Source organism: Bacillus sp. (in: firmicutes) (genome assembly GCF_031983925.1).
GTDB classification, from domain to species: Bacteria; Bacillota; Bacilli; order Bacillales; family Bacillaceae_G; genus Bacillus_A; species Bacillus_A pacificus.
This window is the reverse complement of record NZ_DALYZR010000004.1, coordinates 70907-94650: the sequence shown is the minus strand read 5'-3', so window position 1 is coordinate 94650 and position 23744 is coordinate 70907. Positions and strand designations below refer to the sequence as shown.

General features: G+C 36.3%; 27 protein-coding genes and 1 pseudogene. 22 read left to right on the top strand and 6 right to left on the bottom strand.

Going from position 1 to position 23744, the window contains the following annotated elements:
- Window positions 1-114 precede the first annotated feature (114 nt).
- The 7 genes and pseudogenes from RTP99_RS15355 (at window position 115) to RTP99_RS15325 (ending at window position 3179) form a co-directional block, all read left to right on the top strand.
- Window positions 115-543 carry a hypothetical protein gene (locus RTP99_RS15355; protein ID WP_000534937.1) on the top strand — a complete coding sequence of 143 codons (429 nt, stop codon included), beginning with the start codon at window positions 115-117 and terminating at the stop codon, window positions 541-543.
- 45 nt (window positions 544-588) lie between these two features.
- Window positions 589-921 carry a cupin domain-containing protein gene (locus tag RTP99_RS15350; protein WP_000450952.1) on the top strand — a complete coding sequence of 111 codons (333 nt, stop codon included), beginning with the start codon at window positions 589-591 and terminating at the stop codon, window positions 919-921.
- On the top strand, window positions 918-1706 hold the full coding sequence (locus tag RTP99_RS15345) for a GNAT family N-acetyltransferase (RefSeq protein WP_000736737.1): 789 nt from the start codon (window positions 918-920) through the stop codon (window positions 1704-1706). Before RTP99_RS15350 ends, RTP99_RS15345 begins: the two co-directional genes overlap by 4 nt.
- 2 nt (window positions 1707-1708) lie before the next feature.
- Complete coding sequence (locus RTP99_RS15340; protein WP_001100210.1) at window positions 1709-2053, top strand: DUF6176 family protein; 345 nt, start codon at window positions 1709-1711, stop codon at window positions 2051-2053.
- Window positions 2054-2125: 72 nt separating this feature from the next.
- Window positions 2126-2581 carry a GNAT family N-acetyltransferase gene (locus tag RTP99_RS15335; RefSeq protein WP_001222303.1) on the top strand — a complete coding sequence of 152 codons (456 nt, stop codon included), beginning with the start codon at window positions 2126-2128 and terminating at the stop codon, window positions 2579-2581.
- Between the two features lie 136 nt (window positions 2582-2717).
- A pseudogene (locus tag RTP99_RS15330) lies at window positions 2718-2909 on the top strand (anti sigma factor C-terminal domain-containing protein); the annotation flags it as partial.
- A 63-nt stretch (window positions 2910-2972) separates the two neighbouring features.
- Window positions 2973-3179: a hypothetical protein gene (locus tag RTP99_RS15325; protein WP_001248905.1), complete on the top strand. Its 207-nt coding sequence runs from the start codon at window positions 2973-2975 to the stop codon at window positions 3177-3179.
- A gap of 14 nt (window positions 3180-3193) precedes the next feature.
- On the opposite strand, the gene RTP99_RS15320 is transcribed toward RTP99_RS15325, so the two are convergent.
- Window positions 3194-4021 carry a DUF2785 domain-containing protein gene (locus RTP99_RS15320; protein WP_000941488.1) on the bottom strand — a complete coding sequence of 276 codons (828 nt, stop codon included), beginning with the start codon at window positions 4019-4021 and terminating at the stop codon, window positions 3194-3196.
- A 94-nt stretch (window positions 4022-4115) separates the two neighbouring features.
- Between RTP99_RS15320 and RTP99_RS15315 the strand changes: the two genes are divergently transcribed.
- Window positions 4116-4490, top strand: coding sequence for a hypothetical protein (locus RTP99_RS15315; RefSeq protein ID WP_000816732.1), 375 nt, complete (start codon window positions 4116-4118; stop codon window positions 4488-4490).
- Between the two features lie 29 nt (window positions 4491-4519).
- Here RTP99_RS15315 and pepQ read toward each other — a convergent pair whose 3' ends face one another.
- Window positions 4520-5617, bottom strand: coding sequence for a Xaa-Pro dipeptidase (gene pepQ, locus RTP99_RS15310; RefSeq protein ID WP_000994055.1), 1098 nt, complete (start codon window positions 5615-5617; stop codon window positions 4520-4522).
- A 149-nt stretch (window positions 5618-5766) separates the two neighbouring features.
- On the opposite strand from pepQ, the gene RTP99_RS15305 reads away from it, so the two are divergent.
- A complete protein-coding gene (locus RTP99_RS15305) occupies window positions 5767-6450 on the top strand; it encodes a metal-dependent hydrolase (protein ID WP_000868938.1) in 684 nt (227 codons plus the stop codon).
- 40 nt (window positions 6451-6490) lie between these two features.
- Here the strand turns inward: RTP99_RS15305 and RTP99_RS15300 are convergent, their stop codons facing one another.
- The gene (locus RTP99_RS15300; protein ID WP_000976302.1) at window positions 6491-6652 is read right to left on the bottom strand and encodes a hypothetical protein; all 162 of its coding nucleotides are present in this window, start codon (window positions 6650-6652) and stop codon (window positions 6491-6493) included.
- 244 nt (window positions 6653-6896) lie between these two features.
- Between RTP99_RS15300 and RTP99_RS15295 the strand changes: the two genes are divergently transcribed.
- The 4 genes from RTP99_RS15295 (at window position 6897) to RTP99_RS15280 (ending at window position 10098) form a co-directional block, all read left to right on the top strand.
- The gene (locus RTP99_RS15295; protein ID WP_000201583.1) at window positions 6897-8210 is read left to right on the top strand and encodes a CBS domain-containing protein; all 1314 of its coding nucleotides are present in this window, start codon (window positions 6897-6899) and stop codon (window positions 8208-8210) included.
- A gap of 166 nt (window positions 8211-8376) precedes the next feature.
- Window positions 8377-8700, top strand: a complete 324-nt coding sequence (locus RTP99_RS15290) for a hypothetical protein (RefSeq protein WP_000538209.1) — start codon at window positions 8377-8379, stop codon at window positions 8698-8700.
- 103 nt (window positions 8701-8803) lie between these two features.
- Window positions 8804-9745 carry a phosphotransferase enzyme family protein gene (locus RTP99_RS15285; RefSeq protein WP_000345526.1) on the top strand — a complete coding sequence of 314 codons (942 nt, stop codon included), beginning with the start codon at window positions 8804-8806 and terminating at the stop codon, window positions 9743-9745.
- Between the two features lie 89 nt (window positions 9746-9834).
- Window positions 9835-10098, top strand: a complete 264-nt coding sequence (locus RTP99_RS15280) for a DUF3949 domain-containing protein (protein WP_000099741.1) — start codon at window positions 9835-9837, stop codon at window positions 10096-10098.
- A 7-nt stretch (window positions 10099-10105) separates the two neighbouring features.
- Here RTP99_RS15280 and RTP99_RS15275 read toward each other — a convergent pair whose 3' ends face one another.
- Window positions 10106-10411, bottom strand: a complete 306-nt coding sequence (locus tag RTP99_RS15275; protein ID WP_001144773.1) for a YtpI family protein — start codon at window positions 10409-10411, stop codon at window positions 10106-10108.
- A 240-nt stretch (window positions 10412-10651) separates the two neighbouring features.
- Here RTP99_RS15275 and RTP99_RS15270 point away from each other — a divergent pair, with 240 nt between their 5' ends.
- Window positions 10652-11584: a DHH family phosphoesterase gene (locus RTP99_RS15270; RefSeq protein ID WP_000545151.1), complete on the top strand. Its 933-nt coding sequence runs from the start codon at window positions 10652-10654 to the stop codon at window positions 11582-11584.
- Window positions 11585-11635: 51 nt separating this feature from the next.
- On the opposite strand, the gene ytrI is transcribed toward RTP99_RS15270, so the two are convergent.
- Together ytrI and RTP99_RS15260 are read right to left on the bottom strand one after the other, a co-directional pair.
- The gene (gene ytrI, locus RTP99_RS15265; protein ID WP_001265736.1) at window positions 11636-12139 is read right to left on the bottom strand and encodes a sporulation membrane protein YtrI; all 504 of its coding nucleotides are present in this window, start codon (window positions 12137-12139) and stop codon (window positions 11636-11638) included.
- Window positions 12136-12549 carry a YtrH family sporulation protein gene (locus RTP99_RS15260; protein WP_001998397.1) on the bottom strand — a complete coding sequence of 138 codons (414 nt, stop codon included), beginning with the start codon at window positions 12547-12549 and terminating at the stop codon, window positions 12136-12138. The genes ytrI and RTP99_RS15260 overlap by 4 nt, the downstream gene beginning before the upstream one ends.
- Window positions 12550-12591: 42 nt before the next feature.
- On the opposite strand from RTP99_RS15260, the gene dnaE reads away from it, so the two are divergent.
- The 8 genes from dnaE (at window position 12592) to RTP99_RS15220 (ending at window position 23423) form a co-directional block, all read left to right on the top strand.
- The gene (gene dnaE / locus RTP99_RS15255) at window positions 12592-15918 is read left to right on the top strand and encodes a DNA polymerase III subunit alpha (protein WP_000673748.1); all 3327 of its coding nucleotides are present in this window, start codon (window positions 12592-12594) and stop codon (window positions 15916-15918) included.
- A 133-nt stretch (window positions 15919-16051) separates the two neighbouring features.
- Window positions 16052-17260 (top strand): NADP-dependent malic enzyme, encoded by a 1209-nt coding sequence (ystJ, locus tag RTP99_RS15250; RefSeq protein ID WP_011199012.1) that lies wholly within the window; start codon window positions 16052-16054, stop codon window positions 17258-17260.
- Window positions 17261-17274: 14 nt separating this feature from the next.
- Window positions 17275-17919, top strand: coding sequence for a FadR/GntR family transcriptional regulator (locus RTP99_RS15245; RefSeq protein ID WP_000204442.1), 645 nt, complete (start codon window positions 17275-17277; stop codon window positions 17917-17919).
- A gap of 185 nt (window positions 17920-18104) precedes the next feature.
- Complete coding sequence (gene accD, locus RTP99_RS15240) at window positions 18105-18974, top strand: acetyl-CoA carboxylase, carboxyltransferase subunit beta (protein WP_000942865.1); 870 nt, start codon at window positions 18105-18107, stop codon at window positions 18972-18974.
- Window positions 18962-19936 carry an acetyl-CoA carboxylase carboxyl transferase subunit alpha gene (accA, locus tag RTP99_RS15235; RefSeq protein ID WP_000818797.1) on the top strand — a complete coding sequence of 325 codons (975 nt, stop codon included), beginning with the start codon at window positions 18962-18964 and terminating at the stop codon, window positions 19934-19936. The genes accD and accA overlap by 13 nt, the downstream gene beginning before the upstream one ends.
- Window positions 19937-20064: 128 nt before the next feature.
- Window positions 20065-21024, top strand: coding sequence for a 6-phosphofructokinase (gene pfkA / locus RTP99_RS15230; RefSeq protein WP_000821163.1), 960 nt, complete (start codon window positions 20065-20067; stop codon window positions 21022-21024).
- Window positions 21025-21077: 53 nt separating this feature from the next.
- On the top strand, window positions 21078-22835 hold the full coding sequence (gene pyk / locus RTP99_RS15225; RefSeq protein WP_001232661.1) for a pyruvate kinase: 1758 nt from the start codon (window positions 21078-21080) through the stop codon (window positions 22833-22835).
- 198 nt (window positions 22836-23033) lie between these two features.
- Window positions 23034-23423 (top strand): FxsA family protein, encoded by a 390-nt coding sequence (locus tag RTP99_RS15220; protein WP_000871623.1) that lies wholly within the window; start codon window positions 23034-23036, stop codon window positions 23421-23423.
- Window positions 23424-23744: the final 321 nt, after the last annotated feature.

Genomic DNA, 23744 nt, shown 5'->3' with positions numbered 1-23744 from the left:
TATGAGGAGGGTCTTTTTTTATGGAGAAATAAAATGTGAATAATTGTTATTTATTGGTGTAAATCGATTTTTATTATGATAATTTAGAATTATATAACAAAAAGAAGGGATTCAATGGGGAGCAAAAAGAGGAAGAAAAAGCAAGCTAAAAGACAAAAGTATATAAAGAAAAAACAGGAACAGAACATACCTCTTTCCAAAAAAATAGTCATTATGATAGAGAAAACATTTCGGTATATTTGTATGTTCTTGTACGTAATTTTTTGTGTGTTTTTATGCGGAATGGTTAAAAGTTTGGGGATCACCCCTAATTTTATTGAAGGTATTTTTGGCGTTACACTTGTTATGGTAGAAGGAATCTTATTCTTTATATTATTTAATAAAGTATGGCCTAGTCATGAAAGTAAGAAAGATAAGCAAAGAAAAATGAGCAAAAAATCTTCATACGCCTCAAGTTCATCAAGTGGATTCGGTGACTACAGTAGCAGTGATTGTAGTAGCTCAAGTGATGGCGGAGGAGATTGCGGAGGTGGTGGAGATTAAATTAGTTTTTTCAGAAGAACGATTAATGAAAGGGTGGGATGAAATATGGAGACTGTGAATTTATTAGAATTAACAAAAGACATTCAAGATCAACATAAAAACTTCGTCGTTTCAAATGTGAATAGTCATTGCTTACGAATCGCTGTATTTACTGGTGAATACGATTGGCACTATCATTCTAATTCGGATGAATTATTTATTGTGTTAGAGGGAGAATTACTTATCGATTTTGAAGATGGAGAAACAGCGGTATTAAAGCCAAATGATTCTATTTTAATTCCGGCATGTACGATTCATAGAACGAGAGCATTAAAGAGAACGGTAAATCTTTGTTTTGAAAATATAGAGGCGGATACGATTAAAGTGGAGCAATTATGAAAAAATTATCTGTAGCCGAGTATAGAAAAATCCTTCCGATTTTAGAAAGTCATACAAAAACGACGACGTTTGCTTATGCGGTATGTGATCAAATGATAGATGGTGAGGTTTTTGTAAACGAGAAGTTAACAGCAGGACTAATTCGTACAGCGAATGGCATTTATTATGTATTTGGTCATACGGATGATCAAAATTATAACGAAGATTTATTTTCGTATATAAAAACGTCTATTGAAAAAACAGAGAAGAGATTTACATTGTTTACTTCGAGTGACGAGTGGGAAATGATGATAGAAGAGCGTTTTAGTCATGTACTTCGGAACATTCCGCGAATGAAATTTCAAAGCGTAACCTTTGAAGGGAGAAAACGAGATTGTAACAAAAATACATATGAAGTGAAGCGTATTGATAGAAGAGATATAGAACGAAGCAGTGAATTTACAGAGGAGTATTACAAAGAATATTGGGGATCAAAAGAAACGTTTTTAAACGGTGGTTTTGGATTTTGTATAGAACAAGAGGGAATGATTGTAGCGGAATGTGTTTCAATATTTAGTGGGAATGGATTCGCTGAAATTGATATTGTGACGCATAAAGCATATCAAGGGAAAGGATTAGCCCAAGCTGTTGCAACACGGTTCATTGAACATTGCATGCAAAATGATATTACACCGTGCTGGGATTGTTATGTAGACAATATTTCTTCGCGAAAATTAGCTAGCAAATTAAGTTTTCATAATCCAATAGAATATAGATTATTTGTACGGAAGAAAACGGGGGAATAAAAATGAATGTGGAATTAACGAGATTTAAAGTGAAGCCTGGTAAAAGTCATCGTGTAGATGAATGGATGCAGCTTCTGAATGACAATATGAAAGAAGTACTTTTGACATTAAACGACGAAAAGATGTACGTTGAGACAATTTTCCGGGAAATAAGAGATGGAGAAGAGTACTTATATTGGTATTCTGTGCAAGGAGAAGGCGGGGTTCTTGTCGAAAATTCTCATCATGAAATTGATAAAAAGCATTTGGAATTTTGGTATGAATGTATCGATGAGGAAGTCCCGTCTGTTGATATGAAAACAGAAGTCGTTATGATTCAAGATGTTGTGAAGGATGCGATGAAATAATAGATTGGTATTTTGTAACCGTAACATGGTCATCTTTTTGGTTGGAATATATATTATTGGAGATGCTGTAGGATGAGAATTAATAATAAATATATCACTCTCGATGAAATAGAAATAGTAAGAGAACCTTTAAATAAATTGCATGAATATCATAACAATAAATCAAAATATTTTTCTGGTGATTATCCAAGAATGACATTTGAGGAACGTATTGAAAATTATAAACAAAATTCAAAGTACGGAGAATATAGAATTGAATTATTAGTTGAGTCGGAAACAGATGATATATTAGGATTTTGTATAGCGTATAGTAAAAGAGCAAGTGGGAAGATTGAAGTTTTATTCGTTGATGAAAAATACCGAAGAAACGGATTTGGTTTGAAATTAATGAATAGTGCAGTGGAATGGTTTAAAGCGAAGAAGATAGATGAAATTGAATTAACAGTAGTGTACGGAAATGAAGCTGTATCGTTTTATGAAAAGCTGGGGTTTTATCCTCGTTCAATTATTATGGCGACTAAGTCATAACTATAGTGTGAGGAGAGATGAGTGGGAGTTTTTGTTTCAAAAAATGATTCATATGTTACTAAAGTATATGCGTAGAGCACATCAAAATAGATGTGCTTTTTATTATAATAAACATTTAGAAAGCTGTATTTAGATATCTTTAAGTGAAAATAAAAGGGGATATCACGAATCTTTTAGGACAAACTATAAAGAAATAAAAAACACCAAACCAAAAGACCTACCAATATATGGTGTAGTCGTAACAGGAAAAACAGAGGATTTACAAAGTTTACAAGGAGCACCATATATTAAGGCTGCTGTTAGAGGTGTAACAGTTGAGAAATATTAATTACAGTCTATTAATGTGAATAATCAGAAAATTTATGGTATACTATGTGAAAAGGAGGTTTATATGAGGCAAATACATGGAGCAATTTATATTTACATAACAATGTTTTTCGTGGCAATATCTTATGGATTAGGGCACGTGTATTCGCATCCTATACTAACTTTTTTAAGCGGAGCATGTATGGCGTTTGCGCTTCTTGTCCACCTTTTCTCAGTTTGGATCGTGAAATTTCAATTAAATATTAGTGAAATAGAAGAAGGCACTTTCTAAGTGGCCTTCTTTTTTTAATAATATTTTGGAAGCTCTTGTAGCAATTTTTCAACTTCACGTTCAGTTTCTTCACATATAGAAAGCTTGCGCAGGCTGAAAAATAAGCTGCGTAAGAAAGATTTTATGTTCCCATATAGAAACTCGTACGATTCAATATGTAATGTTTGTTTTTTTGCGGGTAATTGAGCTACTAATTCATGAAGGGCTAATAGGAGTACTTCTTCTTTTAAGCCATTTTGCAGCATTGCGACAATTGGATAAACAATACGTTCATCTTCTTCATATTTGTAATAGATGGAATGGACACAAACTTTGTTTAATAAAGTTTGTAATATTTCCTCGTAATATAAAGTTTCCAATTTAGGACTACGAACAAGCGCTTCAAATGTATCGGAAGCATGAGCGATACTATGTGCCCAGCCGTGGTCTTGCACATATCCCCGGAAATCATGTTCATTGTTCATATATAGAATTAATTGATCTTTTACATTTAAAATATCATTCTGTGATAAGAAATTATGATTTGTATCGGCATCAATAATGAGCGCGATTAATAATGTTGTAAATGAACGGGTAAATACAGCATCTTCGTCATTTGAATAAATCTTATACAATAAAAATTTTTCACCGATGCTTTCTAATAATAGTTTTTGTAATTGTGTGTGTGAAAGGTAGTCCTTCTTGATGAGATGATAAAAAGTAGAGTAAATAAGTTTGTCTCTTAAATAGCTATCAGTAACACCGATATGCTCAAGCATGCTGGAACTTAAAGAATCAATATGAAGTGTGTTATCTATGATGTAATTATTATTACGAAGTTCTTCTAACTGTTGTTGTAACATATAAACCTCCTATTTTAGAAAATTCTGTATTTTAATAGTATAATAAGAGGAAGGAATAGACAATAAATAAGTGCTTTTGAATGGAGGGGGCATTATGAAGAGAGCATTATTCTTTTTCATTAGTATTTTCTTTTTAGGGAGTTGTTCGATTTGGTATGTTACTTTTTCAAGCGAGAGCAAAAGTTGGACGGGGCAATATAAAGGATATATTAAGGATGACAGTGAAGATGGAATGTTTACGTTTCAGTATAAGGGCGGGGATGGGAATACAGAATTCAAAAATTTGGAGATTTCTATTAGTGAAACGTTTCGTACAATGACACAAACGTCAGAAGTTCATAAAGGAGCAAGGATTGAAATGAAGTCTTCTTGTGTAAGTTGCGCGCCTCTATCTAAAGATGAACCGATAGAGATTGTGATTAAATGGGATGATAAGTATGAGGAGAAGATGGTTTTAAAGCGGAAATAGAAAAAGGCAGCACTCAAGCTGCCTTTTTGTTATTTTACAAATTGTAATTCTTTCGGGAATTTCGTTAAAATTTCTGATCCGTCTTTTGTGATGTAAATATCATCTTCAATACGAACGCCACCTACGTTTGGTACGTAAATACCTGGCTCGATTGTGAAGACCATACCTTCTTTTAATGGAGATTCGTTACCAGCTTTTACATCTGGGTATTCGTGCACGCTAATTCCAAGTCCGTGACCAAGGCGGTGCGGGAAGAAGTCGCCGTAACCTGCATCTGCGATAACAGAACGAGCAGCGTTGTCGATTGCGCCAAGTGTAACACCTGGTTTACATGCTTCAACTGCTTGTAGTTGTCCAGCAAGTACAGTGTTATAAATGCGAGTTTGTTCTTCAGAAATGTCACCGAATGCTACTGTACGTGTAATGTCAGAGCAATAACCATCAATGATTACGCCTAAATCAAATAGTACGAAATCGCCGCGTTTCATTTTGTTTGCACCTGGAATACCGTGTGGAAGGGCAGAGTTTGCACCTGCTAATACCATCGTATCAAATGACATTTTATGTATGCCTTCTGTTTTTAATTCGTGTTCAATAATTGCTAATACTTCTAGTTCGCTACGATCTTCTTTAATTGCATTTACACCAACTTCAACAGCATAGTCTGCCATTTTAGCTGCTTCGCGTAAAATAGAAAGTTCTTTTTCGTCTTTAATTAAACGAAGTTCACGAACTTTTTCCTCAGCTGACGTGAAAGCTGCATTTGGGAATAGTTTTGTTAATTCTTCGTAGCGCTCTACGTTTAAATGTTCTTTTTCAATTGCAACTGCATTTGCATTGATACCGCGGTCTTTAATTGCTTTTGCAATCATATCCCATGGTCTGTCAGTATCAGTAAAACCGATAATTTCATGTGCCCAGCCAGCGTTACGTGCTTGGCCTTCTTCCATTTTAGGGCAAATTAAAATAGGTTCTTTCTCTTGGAATACAAACATACCAAGAAGTCTTTCGTGTGGTTCACAGTGGATGTTTGTCATGTAGAAGACGTTCGGTGTAGAAGTTAAGAACGCAGCTTCAACGTTTTTTTCTTTTAGCCATTGCATTAAATTTTCTAATCTAGCATTCATCGATTGGCACCCCCGAGATATTTAATTACAAATATAACTTTAACTCGGAAGAAAGCGTTATGACAAGTAAATCGATGTTAGAAAAGACAGGGAATTGAAAAATCATGTAGAATAAAAAGTGAGAATGTAATAAGGGGAGGAATGTAATAATGAAAGTATCTTATCATGGGCATTCAGTTGTAAAGATTGAAACGAATGGAAAAGTAATTTTAATTGATCCGTTTTTAACAGGAAATCCGAAAACAGATTTAAAGGCTGAAGATGTAAAAGTAGATGCGATTCTTTTATCGCATGGACATGGTGATCATGTTGGAGATACAGTAGAGCTTGCGAAGAAAAATAATGCAGTTGTAGTGGCACCATTTGAACTAGCGACATTTTTAAGTTGGCAAGGTGTAAAAACACATCCGATGCATATTGGTGGTTCACATGAATTTGACTTCGGAAAAGTGAAGTTTACACAAGCATTCCACGGCTCTAGTTATATTGATGAAGAAAATAAGACGATTACATATACAGGTATGCCAGCGGGTATTTTATTTACAGCAGAAGAGAAGACTTTGTACCATGCAGGGGATACCGCTCTATTCTCTGATATGAAATTAATTGGGGAATTAAATAACATTGATGTAGCATTTTTACCAATTGGTGATAATTTCACAATGGGACCAGAAGATGCTGTTTTAGCAGCAAAATGGGTTCAGGCGAAAACTGTTGTACCGATGCATTACAATACGTTCCCAGTAATTGAACAAGATCCATATCAATTTGTAGAAAAGCTACAAAATTGTACAGGGAAAGTATTAGAAGCTGGAGAAAGTATTACACTATAGAAAAGAAACCCTTCATTTGAAAAGACAAGTGAAGGGTTTTTTACGTGTGTAGAACAGCTTGTAAAGGTTGTACTTGTTTTGATGATTCTTTTCTTTTTGGAAGTGGCTGTTCAGGTGTTTCATTCAATTCCATTGCAACTTTTTTCCCGTCTACGAAAGCTAAAAATACAGCACCTACAACTTCTAATAATTTTTTCATCATGTATCCGCTCCTTTGTTTTATTTCTTGTCTTCATTGTATATGGAAGCGGCTGGACAAACTATCGAACGAGATGACAATACCATTACATTGTTGTAATGGAAGCGGTGGTGTAATGTAAGGCGTATTTTGTTATAAAAAAAATAGTACAGATATATAAAGAGAGAGTGTAACAGTTTTGAAAATATAGTATACTGAAAATACAACACATGAAGAATTTAGGGAAAAGAAAGTATGGTGAAACCATTTGGCTACCAAGCATAACCAAATTTTAGAACATATTAATAGCCTGCCAGTAGGGCATAAAATTTCTGTAAGGCAAATTGCAAAAGATTTGAGTGTAAGTGAAGGTACAGCTTATCGTGCAATTAAAGATGCAGAAAATAAAGGGTATGTTAGTACGATTGAACGTGTCGGAACAATTCGAATTGAACAAAAGAAGAAAGAAAATATTGAAAAGCTGACATATGCAGAAGTCGTTAACATTGTCGATGGTCAAGTACTTGGAGGCAGAGAAGGACTACATAAAACGTTAAATAAATTCGTAATCGGAGCAATGAAATTAGAAGCGATGATGCGCTATACAGAAGCTGGAAACTTACTTATTGTCGGTAATCGTACGAACGCACATCAACTAGCGTTAGAAACTGGAGCTGCGGTGTTAATTACGGGCGGATTTGATACGGAAGATCATGTGAAGAAATTAGCAGATGAATTAAAACTGCCGATTATTTCAAGTAGTTACGATACATTTACAGTTGCAACATTAATTAACCGTGCGATTTACGATCAGCTTATTAAGAAAGAAATTGTACTCGTTGAAGATATTTTAACGCCAATTGAAGAAACGTTATATTTAAAGCCAGATGATACAGTGCAGCAATGGCATGCGTATAACGAAGAGACGATGCACGGAAGATATCCGATTGTTGATGAAAATAAAAAGGTATTAGGTATTGTAACTTCAAAAGATATGATCGGTGTAGCGAAAGAAACACCAATTGATAAAGTGATGACAAAGCATCCGATTACGGTAAATGGAAAAATGTCTGTCGCAGCTGCGGCGCGTATGATGGTATGGGAAGGTATTGAGTTACTTCCTGTTGTTGATGAAGGAAATAAGTTGCAAGGTATTATTAGCCGTCAAGATGTACTTCAGGCGTTGCAAATGATTCAGCGTCAACCGCAAGTCGGCGAAACAATCGATGATATTGTAACGAATCAATTTATGACGCCGAAAGAAGCGAAAAATGAACACTTATATCAATTTTCAGTGACACCGCAAATGACGAATTCAATCGGAACGCTATCTTACGGTGTATTCGCAACGATTGTGACGGAAGCAACGAATCGCGTTATTCGTGCGCAAAAGAAGAGTGATTTAATTGTTGAGAATTTAACAATCTATTTCGTAAAACCAGTTCAAATTGACAATGTTGTATCCGTTCATCCGAAAGTATTAGAAATTGGACGTAAATTTGGTAAGGTTGATGTAGAAGTACATCATGAAGGTAATGTTGTTGGAAAAGCGTTACTTATGGTGCAGTTAATTGATAAATAAAAAGATGGAGCAAGCCGCTTTGGTTTGTTCCATTTTTTTTAGAACGCTACAATAGGGAGTTTTTAAATTTAGTTAGCAACTGAATCTACCAAGTTCTGTTTCATATTTATAAGTATGGGCATGCAATCACTTGAAGGTGCTTGAACAATAATTGTGGGGGTGTCGAATGGGAGTAATAATTCTCTTTTTAGGGGTAGTATTTGCAATAACTTTTCATGTGTTAACACATAGAAGAATGGATACAAAGAAAAAGAAATTGTATGTAGTAAGTTTGATTTTCGCTATTGTTTGTTCCTTTATCTCTACAGCTGGAGAAAATAAGGGCGATTTTCTTTACTTTGGTGTACCAGCTGAAACATTTGTTTATTATGGCGGATGGGAAATTTCGTTTCATCCCTTAGGCTTTTTCTTTAACTTTATTTTGTTTTATTTTGTTTTGAATTTATTATTTAAGCTACGTAAGGGCTCGGGTAGAGAAGTAAAAAAATAGCAGGATATGTATCGGTGCGGATAGAAAATTGGTGATTACTCGATAAGAAAGTTTACGCTACTAATTATTACTATGCTTCACTATACGAACTAGGGGGATAGGAATGGATTTTCACACTGGAAAATGGTTATGTAAGCAATATAATTTAAATAGTTTTACGAAAGTTTCATTATTGCATGGGGGAGAAAATCAAACATATATGTTCGAATCGGACAAAAATAAATTTGTAGTTAGGCAGTATAGGGAAGGGCGTTATACAGCCGAGCAAATAGAAGCTGAAATACATTGGTTAATAGCAATACAAAAACAAATGTTAGTACCAGAAGTAGTTGTAAATAAAGATGGTGACTGGGTCACACCTGTTATGAAAGATGAGGGAAGTATTCAGTATTTTGTTGTCTTTAGGTTTATAAATGGAAATGAAATTATAGAACCAAAGGATAAAGATTATGAAAAGCTTGGATCATTCATGCGAATGTTTCATGAAAAAACAAATGGAGTGCTTAAAAGTGTGCCGCAAACTTGGAGAGGTTATGAAAGACCTATATATAGCGAAAAAAAGATGATTCATGAGCCTTTACAATGTTTATTAAATACTTCTTTTTTATCTTATGAGGATAAAAATAAATGCTTGAGAATTGCAGAAAGAATACAAGAACTCACAAACTCAATTCAATTGAGAGAAAAACAATTTGTTCACGGAGATATGCATTTTGGAAATATTCTTGTAGACAAAGAGGATTGGTATTTACTCGATTTTGATGAATGTGGATTTGGGTATAAAGAGTTTGATATTGGTGTTCCAAGATTGCATTTAATTGCTTCGGGACAGTTAGAAGATGCATGGGGGAATTTTATGATGGGATATGGGGAAAATATTTCAGAATCAGCCATTCGACTTGGAGCTGCTTCAAGAATCTTTTATATGGCAGGGAAAATACCATTAAGACTTGATATTGAACCTATTAAAAAGAATCCTGATCATTTCATTCGTCGATATATTCAGTATGCGGAAGAGGAATTATGCGGTGAGACAATTGTCTGATAAAAAAACAGAATATTAATTCATTTAAATTTTAGACTATGGTATAATTATATTGTAAGAAAATGGATTTCTGGAAGGTGGTATGCATTATGTCATCAACAGTACTCTTTTTTGGTAGTATCGCACTATTTTACTTCGTTGTGATGATACCAATTCAATATTTATACTTACAAGGTTTACATGAAAAAAAGAAAAAAACAGGATTATCTCAGCGAGAGCTATATGAAAAAATGTCTTTTGGGGAAGAACAATTACACCTTCATGTGCAAGGCAACCCATTCAATATCCCTTCTGCGTTTGTTGCATATATGATTTTAAAAGTTAGAGGACGTAAAAAAGCATCACAATGTTGATGCTTTTTTACGTTGTTTCATAGACTTCGGCTTCTTCAACTGCTAATGGTAAGAAATGTTTATATTGGCGAAATCCATTAAATACACTTGCACTACCAAATAGAACAAATAAAACACCAACGATAATACGAGCGGTTGAAAGTTCTAAAAAGAATTGGTTTATCCCGAAGAATAAGACGAATGAACCGAGTGCCATTGCGGATTTTCCTGAGAGCCAACCTTTCTCCATTGGGCGGTTTGTACGAAAGTATTTTGTTTTGTAGAAGAGATACAACATAAATGAGACGATAATACAGAAGACTAATACTGGCATCATGCACACTCCCATCGTTTTATGAAAAATAATAGTGGAGAAAAAAGAAATATCTAAACTTTCTAACTTTTATTATAAAGCAATTGTTCGCATGTATGAAATACTTTCCGTTATAATGGAGAATAAAGTGAGACTTTCATTAGTGTGGGGATGTTTCCGCGCGCTAATGATTAGCCTACATTTATTGGGCTTTTACTGCACGTTGAAGTGAAGAAGTTGAATAAAAAGGAGATTATACATATGCATGAGCAAATTTTAGGAGCAATTAAAGAGTTTGATACAATTATTATTCATCGTCATGTGCGTCCGGATCCAGATGCGTTAGGTTCACAAGGCGGTCTTAGTACAATTCTACAAGAATCGTTTCCAGAGAAAAATATTTATACGGTTGGGTACAATGAACCGTCATTAGCATATTTACGAGTAATGGATGAGATTGAAGATAGTGTATACGAAAATGCGCTTGTTATCGTTTGTGATACAGCAAACCAAGAACGTGTTGACGATCAACGCTATACAAAAGGGAAGATGTTAATCAAAATTGATCATCATCCAAATGAAGATCCATACGGAGATATTACGTGGGTAGATACGACAGCAAGTTCTACAAGCGAAATGATTTATGAGTTTTATAATTATGGAAAAGATAAAGGATTACAAATAACGAAAGAAGCAGCTCGTCTTATTTTAGCGGGTATTGTTGGGGATACAGGTCGTTTCTTATTCCCGAATACAACAGCGAAAACACTTCGTTACGTAAGTGAGCTTGTTGATATGGATGTGAAATTCACAGATTTATACAATGAAATGTATAAAACAAAAGAAAAAATCGCTCGTTTAAACGGTTATATTTTACAAAACTTTACGATGGTAGAAGAAGGAGCAGCTTACATTAAATTAACGAAAGAAGTATTAGAAAAGTTTGATGTACTTCCTTCTGAGGCATCTGGCGTTGTTGGAGCACTTGGTAATATTGATGGATTAAAGGCATGGGTTCTATTTTTAGAGGAAGACGATGTGATTCGTGTTCGCCTTCGTTCCAAAGGACCAGTTATAAATAAATTAGCAATGCAATATAACGGTGGAGGACATCCGATGGCTTCTGGTGCAAAAGCATCTTCTTGGGAAGAAGCGGATCGTCTATTTGCTGATTTACGTGAGATTTGTAAATAAGAAATTATATGTTAGAACGAAAAGAAGGAGTGGCGCTAAAGCCCTCCTTCTTTATTTTTCTTTCTCTATCGTAATGCTAATTTCAAGCACGGTATCAAAAGATATTGTATCGACTTTAAAACGGTATAGCCGATCGTAATGTTTGTACGTCTTGTTTTCGATTACTTTTTTGAGTAGGTCTTTATTTTTTGCGATACTTTGTATGTTTTTCGTTAAAAGATGCTGGAGGTCATTATGGATAGATGTAGTCATATTTTCGAGTGTAAGATTGTCTAAATCGTATTTTTCTCGATTTATAAGTTTTATTTTAATCTCTTGAATGGTTAAGAGCCGTTTATTTTCAGTATTCAATTTTTCTTGATCTTCGAGAAGGACGTGGAGCTTTGCTTCTTGTTTTTCTATAATTTCTCTTTGTTCTGCTATTTTACTAGCTTGTTCTTCTTGAAAAACACCGTATATGTACAAAAAAATAAACCAGCTCAACACACCTCCAACAGCAGCGCCAGCTAAAACTAAGTACCATCTTTTCGCTGTATTGGCACTTGGTACTCTCATACATGCTCCTGCGTTAGCCATTTAATAATAATAAGACCAGTTTGCATACCACCTGTTGCGAAAAAAATAAGGAGAATTTGTTTTACGATATCTTTCATATCCCCGCCAAAGAAACTTCTTTCAAAACTATAAAAAGTATCAAATGTTCCGCCAATCGCTGCAACGAGTGCCCAAATTCTTAAATTTTGGGCGAATTGATTAATGTAAGTGAGAGTTGGTTTTCCGATAAGAAATGCACCAAATCCACCAATTAATGAACCACCAAGTATAACCCCAAAGGCAATAAAATAACTAATAATAAGCAGAGAGAAAAAAGTGTGTTCTCTTACATCCATCGTCATTCCCCTTTCTTCTTCATATATATGGACAAAGTATAAGAAGTATGTTTTGATTTCCTCTTTCCTCTTCACCTATAATAAAAGTAGTCAAATAGGTAAAGAGAGGGTACAACAGTGAAGTTTGTGCATTTACAATGTCAAACCGTTTTTAGTTTATTAAAAAGTGCTTGTAAAATTGATGAACTTGTAGTTAGGGCGAAAGAGCTCGGTTATTCATCACTTGCTATTACGGATGAAAATGTTATGTATGGCGTTATTCCGTTTTATAAAGCATGTAAGAAACATGGTATACATCCTATTATCGGCTTAACAGCTTCTATTTTTAGTGAAGAAGAAGAAAAGTCTTATCCGCTTGTCTTACTTGCTGAAAATGAAATAGGTTATCAAAATTTATTAAAGATCTCTAGTAGCATTATGACGAAGTCAAAAGAAGGTATTCCTAAGAAATGGCTTGCACATTATGCGAAAGGATTAATTGCTATTTCACCAGGTAAAGATGGGGAAATCGAACAATTATTATTAGAAGACAAAGAGAGTCAAGCCGAAGAAGTAGCTCGTATGTATCAAAATATGTTCGGCAATTTTTATATGAGTTTACAGCATCATGCGATTCAAGATGAACTGCTTCTGCAAGAGAAATTACCTGCATTTATAAGTAAGATAAATATTCCAGTCGTCGCAACAAATGATGTACGCTACATCAATCAAAGTGACGCACTTGTTCATGAATGCTTATTATCTGTTGAAAGTGGAACGAAAATGACGGATCCAGATAGACCGAGGCTGAAAACAGATCAATATTATTTAAAATCATCAGATGAAATGGAAGCACTATTTTCTCACGTAGAAGAAGCGATTTATAACACAGTAGAAATTGCAGAACGTTGCAGAGTAGAAATACCGTTTCATGTAAATCAATTACCGAAATTCCCTGTTCCATCTAACGAAACGAATGATATGTATTTACGCCGCGTTTGTGAAGAAGGATTGCAGAAACGTTATGGTACGCCGAAAGAAGTACATATAAAGCGTTTGAATCATGAATTAAACGTGATTTCTAGCATGGGGTTTAGTGATTATTTCCTCATTGTCTGGGATTTTATGAAGTACGCGCATGAAAATCATATTTTAACAGGACCAGGTCGTGGATCGGCGGCTGGCTCACTCGTTTCTTACGTATTAGAAATTACAGATATTGATCCAATTGAATACGATCTATTATTTGAAAGATTTTTAAACCCCGAACGTGTGACACTTCCAGATATTGATATCGATTTTCCAGATATAAGACGTGATGAGATGATTCGATATGTGAAAGATAAATATGGTCAGCTTCGTGTTGCTCAAATTGTAACGTTCGGGACGCTGGCAGCGAAAGCGGCAATTAGAGATATTGCGCGTGTAATGGGGCTTCCGCCGCGAGATATCGACATATTCTCAAAACTTATCCCATCAAAGCTTGGTATAACGTTAAAAGATGCATATGAGGAATCGCAATCACTCCGTGAGTTTATACAAGGAAACCTTTTGCATGAGCGTGTGTTTGAAATTGCAAAACGTGTAGAAGGCTTACCGCGTCATACGTCTATTCATGCAGCTGGCGTTATTATGAGCCAAGAGCCATTAACCGGAAGTGTTGCAATTCAAGAAGGGCATAACGATGTATATGTTACGCAATACCCCGCTGATGCATTAGAAGAACTTGGGTTGCTCAAGATGGACTTTTTAGGATTACGGAATTTAACGTTACTTGAAAATATTATAAAGTTTATCGTGCAAAAAACAGGAAAAGAAATCGATATAAGAAATTTACCACTTCAAGATGAAAAGACATTCCAATTGTTAGGTAGAGGGGATACAACAGGTGTATTCCAGCTTGAATCAGGTGGTATGCGAAATGTACTTCGCGGGTTAAAGCCGAATGAATTTGAAGATATTGTTGCTGTTAACTCGTTATATAGACCAGGACCGATGGAGCAAATTCCAACCTTTATTGAATCAAAGCACGGAAAAAGAAAAATTGAATATTTACATCCGGACTTAAAACCGATTTTAGAAAGAACATACGGTGTAATTGTATATCAAGAACAAATTATGCAAATTGCGTCGAAGTTGGCGGGCTTCTCGCTCGGAGAAGCAGATTTATTACGTCGTGCAGTGAGTAAAAAAAATCGTGATATTTTAGATCAGGAACGTAAGCATTTTGTGCAAGGTTGTTTACAAAATGGTTATGACGAGACATCGGCAGAGAAAATTTATGATTTAATTGTAAGATTTGCAAATTACGGTTTTAACCGAAGTCACGCTGTAGCCTACAGTATGATTGGATATCAACTTGCCTACTTAAAAGCGAATTATACGCTGGAATTTATGACGGCACTATTATCGAGTGCAATTGGAAATGAAGATAAGATTGTGCAGTATATACGCGAAACGAAGCGAAAAGGTTTTCATGTTTTGCCGCCGTCTCTTCAGAGAAGTGGTTACAATTTCCAAATAGAAGGAAATGCGATACGTTACAGCTTACTTTCCATTCGAAACATCGGAATGGCTACAGTGACAGCATTAATCGAAGAACGAGAGAAAAAAATGTTTGAAGATTTATTTGAATTTTGTCTGCGCATGCCATCAAAGTTTGTAACAGAGCGAAATTTAGAGGCTTTCGTCTGGTCTGGATGTTTTGACGATTTTGGTGTTTCGAGAACGAATTTATGGAAAAGTCTTAAAGGGGCGTTAGAGTATGCCAATCTTGCACGTGATTTAGGAGATGCTGTTCCGAAATCAAAATACGTACAAGGAGAAGAGCTCTCTTTTATTGAACAGTTAAATAAAGAGAAGGAAGTACTAGGTTTTTATTTATCAAGCTATCCGACAGCGCAGTATGTGAAGTTAGCGAAAGAATTAGAAATTCCAACTCTCGCACAGGCGATGCGACATAAGAAAAAAGTACAAAGAGCTATCGTGTACATAACAAGCGTGAGAGTGATTCGTACGAAAAAGTTGCAAAAGATGGCATTTATTACATTTTGTGATCAAAATGATGAAATGGAAGCAGTTCTTTTCCCCGAGACGTATATACATTTCTCAGATAAGTTACAAGAAGGAGCAATTGTTTTAGTTGACGGCATGATTGAGCTTAGAAATCATAAGCTGCAATGGATTGTAAATGGACTATATCCGTTAGAAGAAATGGATGTGTATGAGGGAAAAAAAGATGCGTCTGTTTACGTGAAATTGCCGTCTCAATATGAGAAAAAGCTTTTAAATCAGGTTACTAAAATATTGTTTGACTATTCGGGTTTTGCGAAAGTACTAATTTATTATGAAAAGGAACATAAAATGGTACAATTATCTCGAAGTTTATCGATTCATCCAAGTGAAGAATGTTTAGGAGCACTTCGTGAAATTGTCGGGGAAGAAAATGTGGTTGTGAAAATATAATGGACAATTTCCCTACACTTCGATTATTATAGTAGTAGTGTTCGTGGTCAGACCACTTGGAGAAATTGATATCAGCAAGAATAATTTGAGGAGAGTGGATAGTTTGTCAACACTTCGTGAAGAAGCACTTCACATGCATAAAGTGCATCAAGGAAAATTAGAAACTGTATCAAAAGTAAAAGTAGAAAATGCAAAAGATTTAAGTCTTGCATATTCTCCAGGGGTTGCAGAACCTTGTAAAGAAATTTATGACGATAAAAGTAAGGTATATGAATATACGATGAAGGGAAATATGGTAGCAGTTGTGACTGATGGAACGGCTGTACTTGGTCTTGGTAACATCGGACCTGAAGCATCTCTTCCAGTAATGGAAGGTAAAGCTGTATTATTCAAGAGCTTTGCTGGTGTAGATGCATTCCCAATTGCCTTAAATACAAACGATGTAGATAAAATTGTTGAAACTGTAAAATTAATGGAGCCAACTTTTGGCGGCGTTAACTTAGAGGATATCGCAGCACCAAACTGCTTCATTATTGAAGAACGTTTGAAAAAAGAAACAAATATTCCTATCTTCCATGATGATCAACACGGAACAGCTATCGTAACAGTAGCAGGTCTTGTGAACGCGCTAAAATTAGTTGGAAAGAAAATGTCTGACATTAAAGTTGTCGCAAATGGCGCAGGTGCAGCAGGTATTGCAATTATTAAACTTTTATATCGCTATGGCGTACGCGACATTATTATGTGTGACCGTAAAGGCGCGATCTATGAAGGTCGTCCTACAGGTATGAATCCGGTGAAGGATGAAGTGGCAAAATATACAAATAAGAATCGTATCGAAGGTTCTTTAGCTGATGTTGTACAAGGTGCGGACGTATTCATTGGTGTATCTGCAGAAGGTGCATTAACAGAAGAGATGGTTCGTACAATGAATGACGATGCAATTATTTTTGCAATGGCGAATCCAGTTCCAGAAATTATGCCAGAATTGGCAAAAGCAGCGGGCGCAGCTGTTGTTGGAACAGGTCGTTCTGACTTCGCAAACCAAGTAAATAATGTACTAGCGTTCCCTGGTATTTTCCGCGGTGCACTTGACGTACATGCGACACAAATTAACGAAGAAATGAAGATGGCAGCTGTACAAGCTATTGCTGAGCTTGTAGCAGAAGATGAGTTAAATGCAGACTATATCATTCCAGCACCGTTTGACGCGCGTGTAGCGCCTCAAGTAGCAGCTTACGTTGCAAAAGCTGCAATGGAGACAGGAGTAGCTCGCCGTCAAGTAGATCCAAATGAAGTTGCTGAGAAAACAAAACAATTAGCGCTGATTGGTAAAGAATAAGCGAGGAATTTCCATTGACATCATCAAATACAAAAGTATATCTCGAAATTGTAAAAAAAATCCGTTCCATTATGGAAGAGGATGGATTGGTAGCAGGGGATCGTTTGCCGTCTGAGCGTGAGTTAAGTTCACGTTTAAATGTAGGACGTTCCTCTGTAAGAGAAGCGTTGCGTGCTTTAGAACTTGTAGGATTAATTGAAACGAGACGTGGTGAAGGGACGTTTATTCGAAACTTTTACGATAACGGTCTTGTACAATTGATTGCTCCGTTCTTGCTGCAAGATGAGAAAACAATTCGTGATTTATTACAAACAAAACGATTGCTTGAGAAAGATATGATTCGAATTGTATGTAATTTACCGAAAGAAACGTTTTCTAAAGTGCTAAGTAAATTACATCAAGTGCTTGAAGGAAATGAAAACTCAGTTCCAATGCTTCACCAAACGTTCTTTAAAACACTTATTGAACAAGTCGATAATTATTTACTATATCGCATTTGGATGATCGTAAATGATTACGTATCAACTCTTTCTTGTAAAGTTTCAGGAGATTCTATCGATATGTATAGAAAGCTTTACGCTATTTTGGAAGAAAAACAAGAAAATGATGCACTAAAAATTTACGATGAATTAGTAGAGAATATACAGTTTCACTCGTAATGTATAAAATTTGTCGAAATGACCATGACACGTTATGACAAACATTCTATCGCGTAGCGGTTAAAGTTAAACGTAAAGAGTGAGGTTATTAGACAGATTGAGAAGATAAGGCTAACATCAAACTTTGGTGTTAGCCCAATTTTCTTCTTACGCTAACCTTAGCTCTCAACGAAGGGGGTCAAATTGTGCTAAGAGATTTATTCGTGAAAAAGAAAAAGTACGCTGCAATACCTTCAGAACAAGTACGAAAAGATGTACCAGACGGCGTTATGACAAAATGTCCGAAATGTAAAAAAATCATGTATACGAAAGAGCTTCTAAAAAATTTAAAAGTATGTGTGAATTGTGGATATCATCATCCTATGAATGCATGGGAACGTCTTGATAGTATATTGGACGAAGGGTCATTCCGTGAGTATGACAAAGAAATGGTTTCATTAAATCCACTCGAGTTTCCAGGATATGAAGAGAAACTAGAGAGCGATCGTAAAAAGACTGAATTGAACGAAGCGGTTGTAACTGGTGAAGGAACAATTGATGACATGCTTGTTGTTGTTGCAGTAATGGATTCTCGTTTTCGAATGGGGAGCATGGGCTCTGTTGTAGGAGAAAAAATTGCCCGTGCGGTTGAAAAGGCGTACGACTTACAAGTTCCATTTATTATCTTTACTGCTTCGGGTGGTGCCCGTATGCAAGAAGGGATATTAAGTTTAATGCAAATGGCAAAAACAAGCGTAGCTTTGAAAAAGCATAGTAATGCAGGAGGATTATTTATTTCTGTTATGACTCACCCAACGACGGGCGGGGTTTCAGCGAGTTTCGCTTCACTTGGTGATTATAATCTTGCAGAACCAGGGGCGCTGATCGGATTTGCTGGTAGACGTGTAATTGAACAAACGGTGCGTGAGAAACTACCGGAAGATTTCCAAACGGCAGAATTCTTACTAGAACATGGTCAATTAGATGCGGTGGTACATCGTGATGATATGAGAGAATCGCTTCGTAAGATTTTAGAAGTTCATCAAGGAGGGGAAATGGCTGTATGGCAGAGCTAGAATTTGAGAAACCAGTTGTTGAGCTAAGAAATAAGATTCGTGAACTGAAAGACTATACGAAAAACAGCCAGATGGACTTCAGTGAGGAGATTCGTATTTTGGAAGACAAGCTAGAAAATTTAGAGGAAGATATATACGGCAATATGAAAGTGTGGGACCGTGTTCAAATTGCTCGTCATGCAGAACGACCGACAACGCTCGATTATATTGAGCACTTATTTACTGATTTTTTTGAATGTCATGGAGATCGTCTATTTGGCGATGATGCAGCGATTGTCGGCGGCATTGCGAAGTATAAAGGGATGCCTGTAACTGTAATCGGGCATCAACGCGGAAAAGATACGAAAGAAAATATTCGCCGTAATTTTGGGATGCCTCACCCAGAAGGATATCGAAAAGCATTGCGTTTAATGAAGCAGGCGGAAAAGTTCAACCGTCCAATTATTTGTTTTATTGATACAAAAGGAGCTTATCCTGGTAAAGCCGCTGAAGAACGTGGTCAAAGTGAAGCTATCGCCCGCAATTTATTCGAAATGGCAGGCTTAACGGTGCCTGTTATTTGTATCGTTATCGGCGAAGGTGGTAGTGGTGGTGCACTAGGTCTTGGAGTAGGAGATTATATTCATATGCTAGAAAATTCCACTTATTCTGTTATTACGCCAGAGGGTGCAGCGGCAATTCTTTGGAAAGATGCAGGAAAAGCAAAGGAAGCTGCAGAGGCGATGAGAATTACAGCAGCGGATTTGAAAGAATTAGGTGTAATTGACGAAATTATTCCAGAGACAAAGGGTGGAGCACACCGTAATATTTTGAAACAGTCAGAAAATATAGATTTAATGCTAGGGAAAACTTTTGAACAATTAAACGGAATTTCGAAAGATGAATTAATCGAAAAACGTTATGAAAAATATATGAAAATTGGGCAAGTTTCGTTTTCAAACGCTTCCATTTGGATAAAATAAGAAAAGCGTGCGTTCCACTTCGCGAATGCACGTTTTTATTATGAAAAGACACATCTTCTCCATTGTATTTTTATATTTTTTCGTGTTATTTTATTATAAGGCAAATAATCTTTATGAGGTGAGTACAAATGAAACGTATTGGTGTATTAACAAGTGGTGGAGATTCACCTGGTATGAATGCTGCCATTCGTGCAGTTGTTCGTAAAGCGATTTTCCATGATATTGAAGTATATGGTATTTACCATGGATACGCTGGATTAATTTCTGGTCACATTGAAAAATTAGAACTAGGTTCTGTTGGCGATATTATCCACCGCGGTGGTACGAAATTATATACAGCAAGATGTCCTGAGTTTAAAGACCCAGAAGTACGACTAAAAGGTATCGAGCAATTAAAGAAACACGGTATCGAAGGACTTGTTGTTATTGGTGGAGATGGTTCTTACCAAGGCGCTAAAAAATTAACTGAACAAGGATTCCCATGTGTTGGTGTACCAGGTACAATTGACAATGATATCCCTGGAACAGACTTCACAATTGGTTTCGATACAGCTTTAAACACTGTTATTGATGCAATTGATAAAATTCGTGACACAGCTACATCTCATGAACGTACATATGTTATCGAAGTAATGGGACGTCACGCTGGTGATATCGCATTATGGGCTGGTTTAGCTGATGGTGCGGAAACAATCTTAATTCCAGAAGAAGAGTATGACATGGAAGATGTTATCGCTCGTCTGAAGCGCGGTAGTGAACGTGGTAAAAAACACAGTATTATCGTTGTAGCTGAAGGTGTTGGAAGTGCAATTGACATCGGTAAGCACATTGAAGAAGCAACAAACTTTGATACTCGCGTAACTGTATTAGGTCACGTACAACGTGGTGGATCACCAAGTGCACAAGACCGTGTATTAGCAAGCCGTCTTGGTGCAAGAGCAGTTGAATTATTAATTGCTGGTAAAGGTGGACGTTGTGTAGGTATTCAAGATAACAAACTTGTTGATCATGATATTATCGAAGCGTTAGCTCAAAAGCATACAATCGATAAAGATATGTATCAATTATCTAAAGAATTATCCATCTAATCGGCGTAATGTCGGATATTTGGGAACGGTTTCATAATTTTCGGAGGTGCAATATGCGTAAAACTAAAATTGTATGTACTATAGGTCCTGCTAGTGAAAGTATTGAAAAATTAGAGCAATTAATCGAAGCAGGTATGAACGTTGCTCGTTTAAACTTCTCTCATGGTAGCCATGAAGAACACGGCGCTCGTATTAAAAACATTCGTGAAGCTTCAAAGAAAACTGGTAAAACAGTTGGTATCTTACTTGATACAAAAGGTCCAGAAATCCGTACTCACGACTTCGTAGACGGACAAGCTGAGCTTGTAACAGGTGCAGAAGTTGTTATTTCTACTGAGCAAGTATTAGGTACTGCAGAGAAGTTCTCTGTATCTTATGCTGGTCTTTATGACGATGTAAACCCAGGTTCTCGCATTCTAATCGATGATGGTCTTATCGAGCTAGAAGTAATCGAAAAAGCTGACGGAAACATCCGTACAAAAGTTCTTAACAGCGGAACTGTAAAAAATAAAAAAGGTGTTAACGTACCAAACGTAAGCATTAAGCTTCCTGGTATCACTGAAAAAGACGTAAAAGATATCATCTTCGGTATCGAGCAAAAAGTTGATTTCATCGCAGCTTCATTCGTACGTAAAGCAGCTGACGTATTAGAAATCCGTGAATTACTAGAAGAGCATAACGCTCAATACATCCAAATCGTACCAAAAATCGAAAACCAAGAGGGTATCGACAATATCGATTCAATCTTAGAAGTTTCTGACGGTTTAATGGTAGCTCGTGGTGACATGGGTGTAGAAATTCCACCAGAAGAAGTACCATTAGTACAAAAACGTCTAATCAAAAAATGTAACGTGTTAGGTAAACCAGTTATTACTGCAACACAAATGTTAGATTCTATGCAACGTAACCCACGTCCAACTCGTGCGGAAGCAAGTGACGTAGCTAACGCAATCTTCGATGGTACAGACGCAATCATGCTTTCAGGTGAAACAGCTGCTGGACAATACCCAGTAGAAGCAGTAACAATGATGGCTAACATTGCAGTACGTGTTGAAAAATCATTACAATATGAAGATATGTTCAAAAAACGTATTAAAGAGTTCACTCCAACAATTACAGATGCAATTAGCCAATCTGTTGCGCATACAGCACTTGCTCTTGATGTAGCTGCAATCGTAGCTCCAACAGAAAGTGGATATACTGCGAAAATGATCTCTAAATACCGTCCAAAATCTCCAATCGTAGCTGTAACATCTGACGAGCAAGTAGGACGTCGTCTTGCGCTTGTTTGGGGTGTACAAGCATTTATGGCTGAGAAGCGCGCAGCTTCTACTGACGAAATGTTAGATACAGCGATTCAAACAGGTATGGATGCAGGTCTAATCGGACTTGGAGACACTGTAGTAATCACTGCTGGTGTTCCAGTTGCTGAAACTGGTACAACAAACTTAATGAAAATCCACGTTGTTGGTGAAGAAGTTGCTAAAGGACAAGGAATCGGTCGTAAAGCTGCAAAAGGTAAAGTAGTTGTAGCGAAAACAGCTGCTGAAGCTGTAGCGAACGTAAACGAAGGTGATATCCTTGTTACAACAAGCACTGATAAAGATATGATCCCTGCAATCGAAAAAGCTGCTGCTCTAGTTGTAGAAGAAGGCGGTCTAACAAGCCATGCGGCTGTTGTAGGTGTATCAATCGGTATTCCTGTTATCGTTGGTGTAAACGGCGTAACAGCAACTTTAAAAAATGGCCAAGAAGTAACAGTTGATGCAGCACGCGGAATTGTTTATAATGGACATGCGGAAGTGCTATAAGTAATACGGAGAGAAGGATCGGAGTCCTTCTCTTTTTTTTACACAAAAATGAGGTAAAATTAGCTTAAAACGTCTGAAATTGCTTTTAAAAGCTATTTATTATGAAGTTTGATGGGAAATTGCGTTTGGCTTTTATATGGTGTATATGGACGTTGTGAGGGTGTTTAAAGTGATGGGATATGAAAGGAGTGTAGAACTATGAAGTGGTTACTATTCTTGTTTATTTTAATACCGGCTATTGAGATTACAGTCTTAATTGGGTCGAGTCATGTAATAGGTTTGTGGTCTACGTTCGCTATGATCGTATTTACAGGCGTTGTAGGTGTATATTTGGCGAAAAGACAAGGGTTTAAAGTGCTTGGAGAGATTCAATCTAAGTTGAATAGAGGAGAAATGCCAGGAGCAGCGGTCTTAGATGGTATTTTTATCTTTATAGGAGGTATTCTTTTAGTACTTCCTGGATATGTAACGGATATAATAGGTTTCATCTTTGTTGTCCCTGTGACGAGGGCTGTATTGAAGCCGTTTGTTATGAAGTGGATGGAATGGAAGTTTAGAAAAAACTCAACTATTATTGTGCAGAAATAGTGCTTAGATTATAGCGATCTAAGCACTATTTTTTTGTCTGTAAAAGGATGAGAGGGTGGTTAAAGTTCAGTTAATGAAAGATGTGTTTTAACATGCGGCGAATGTGACGGTTAATAATCGATGGGGATAGGATCCTTGTAGATTAAAGTTTTACTTTGTTGTATTTGTTGTGTATTTTTTCGATTGGATATGTGATTTGGGGAGTTGTTAACTCTGAATTAGTGTGTTTAAAGTGGGAATCTGAACTTAAGATTGTTTTTGTATGTAAAAAAGAATGAATTGGAATGAAAAAAGTTAAATAAGAATAGGCAAACGGTCAGT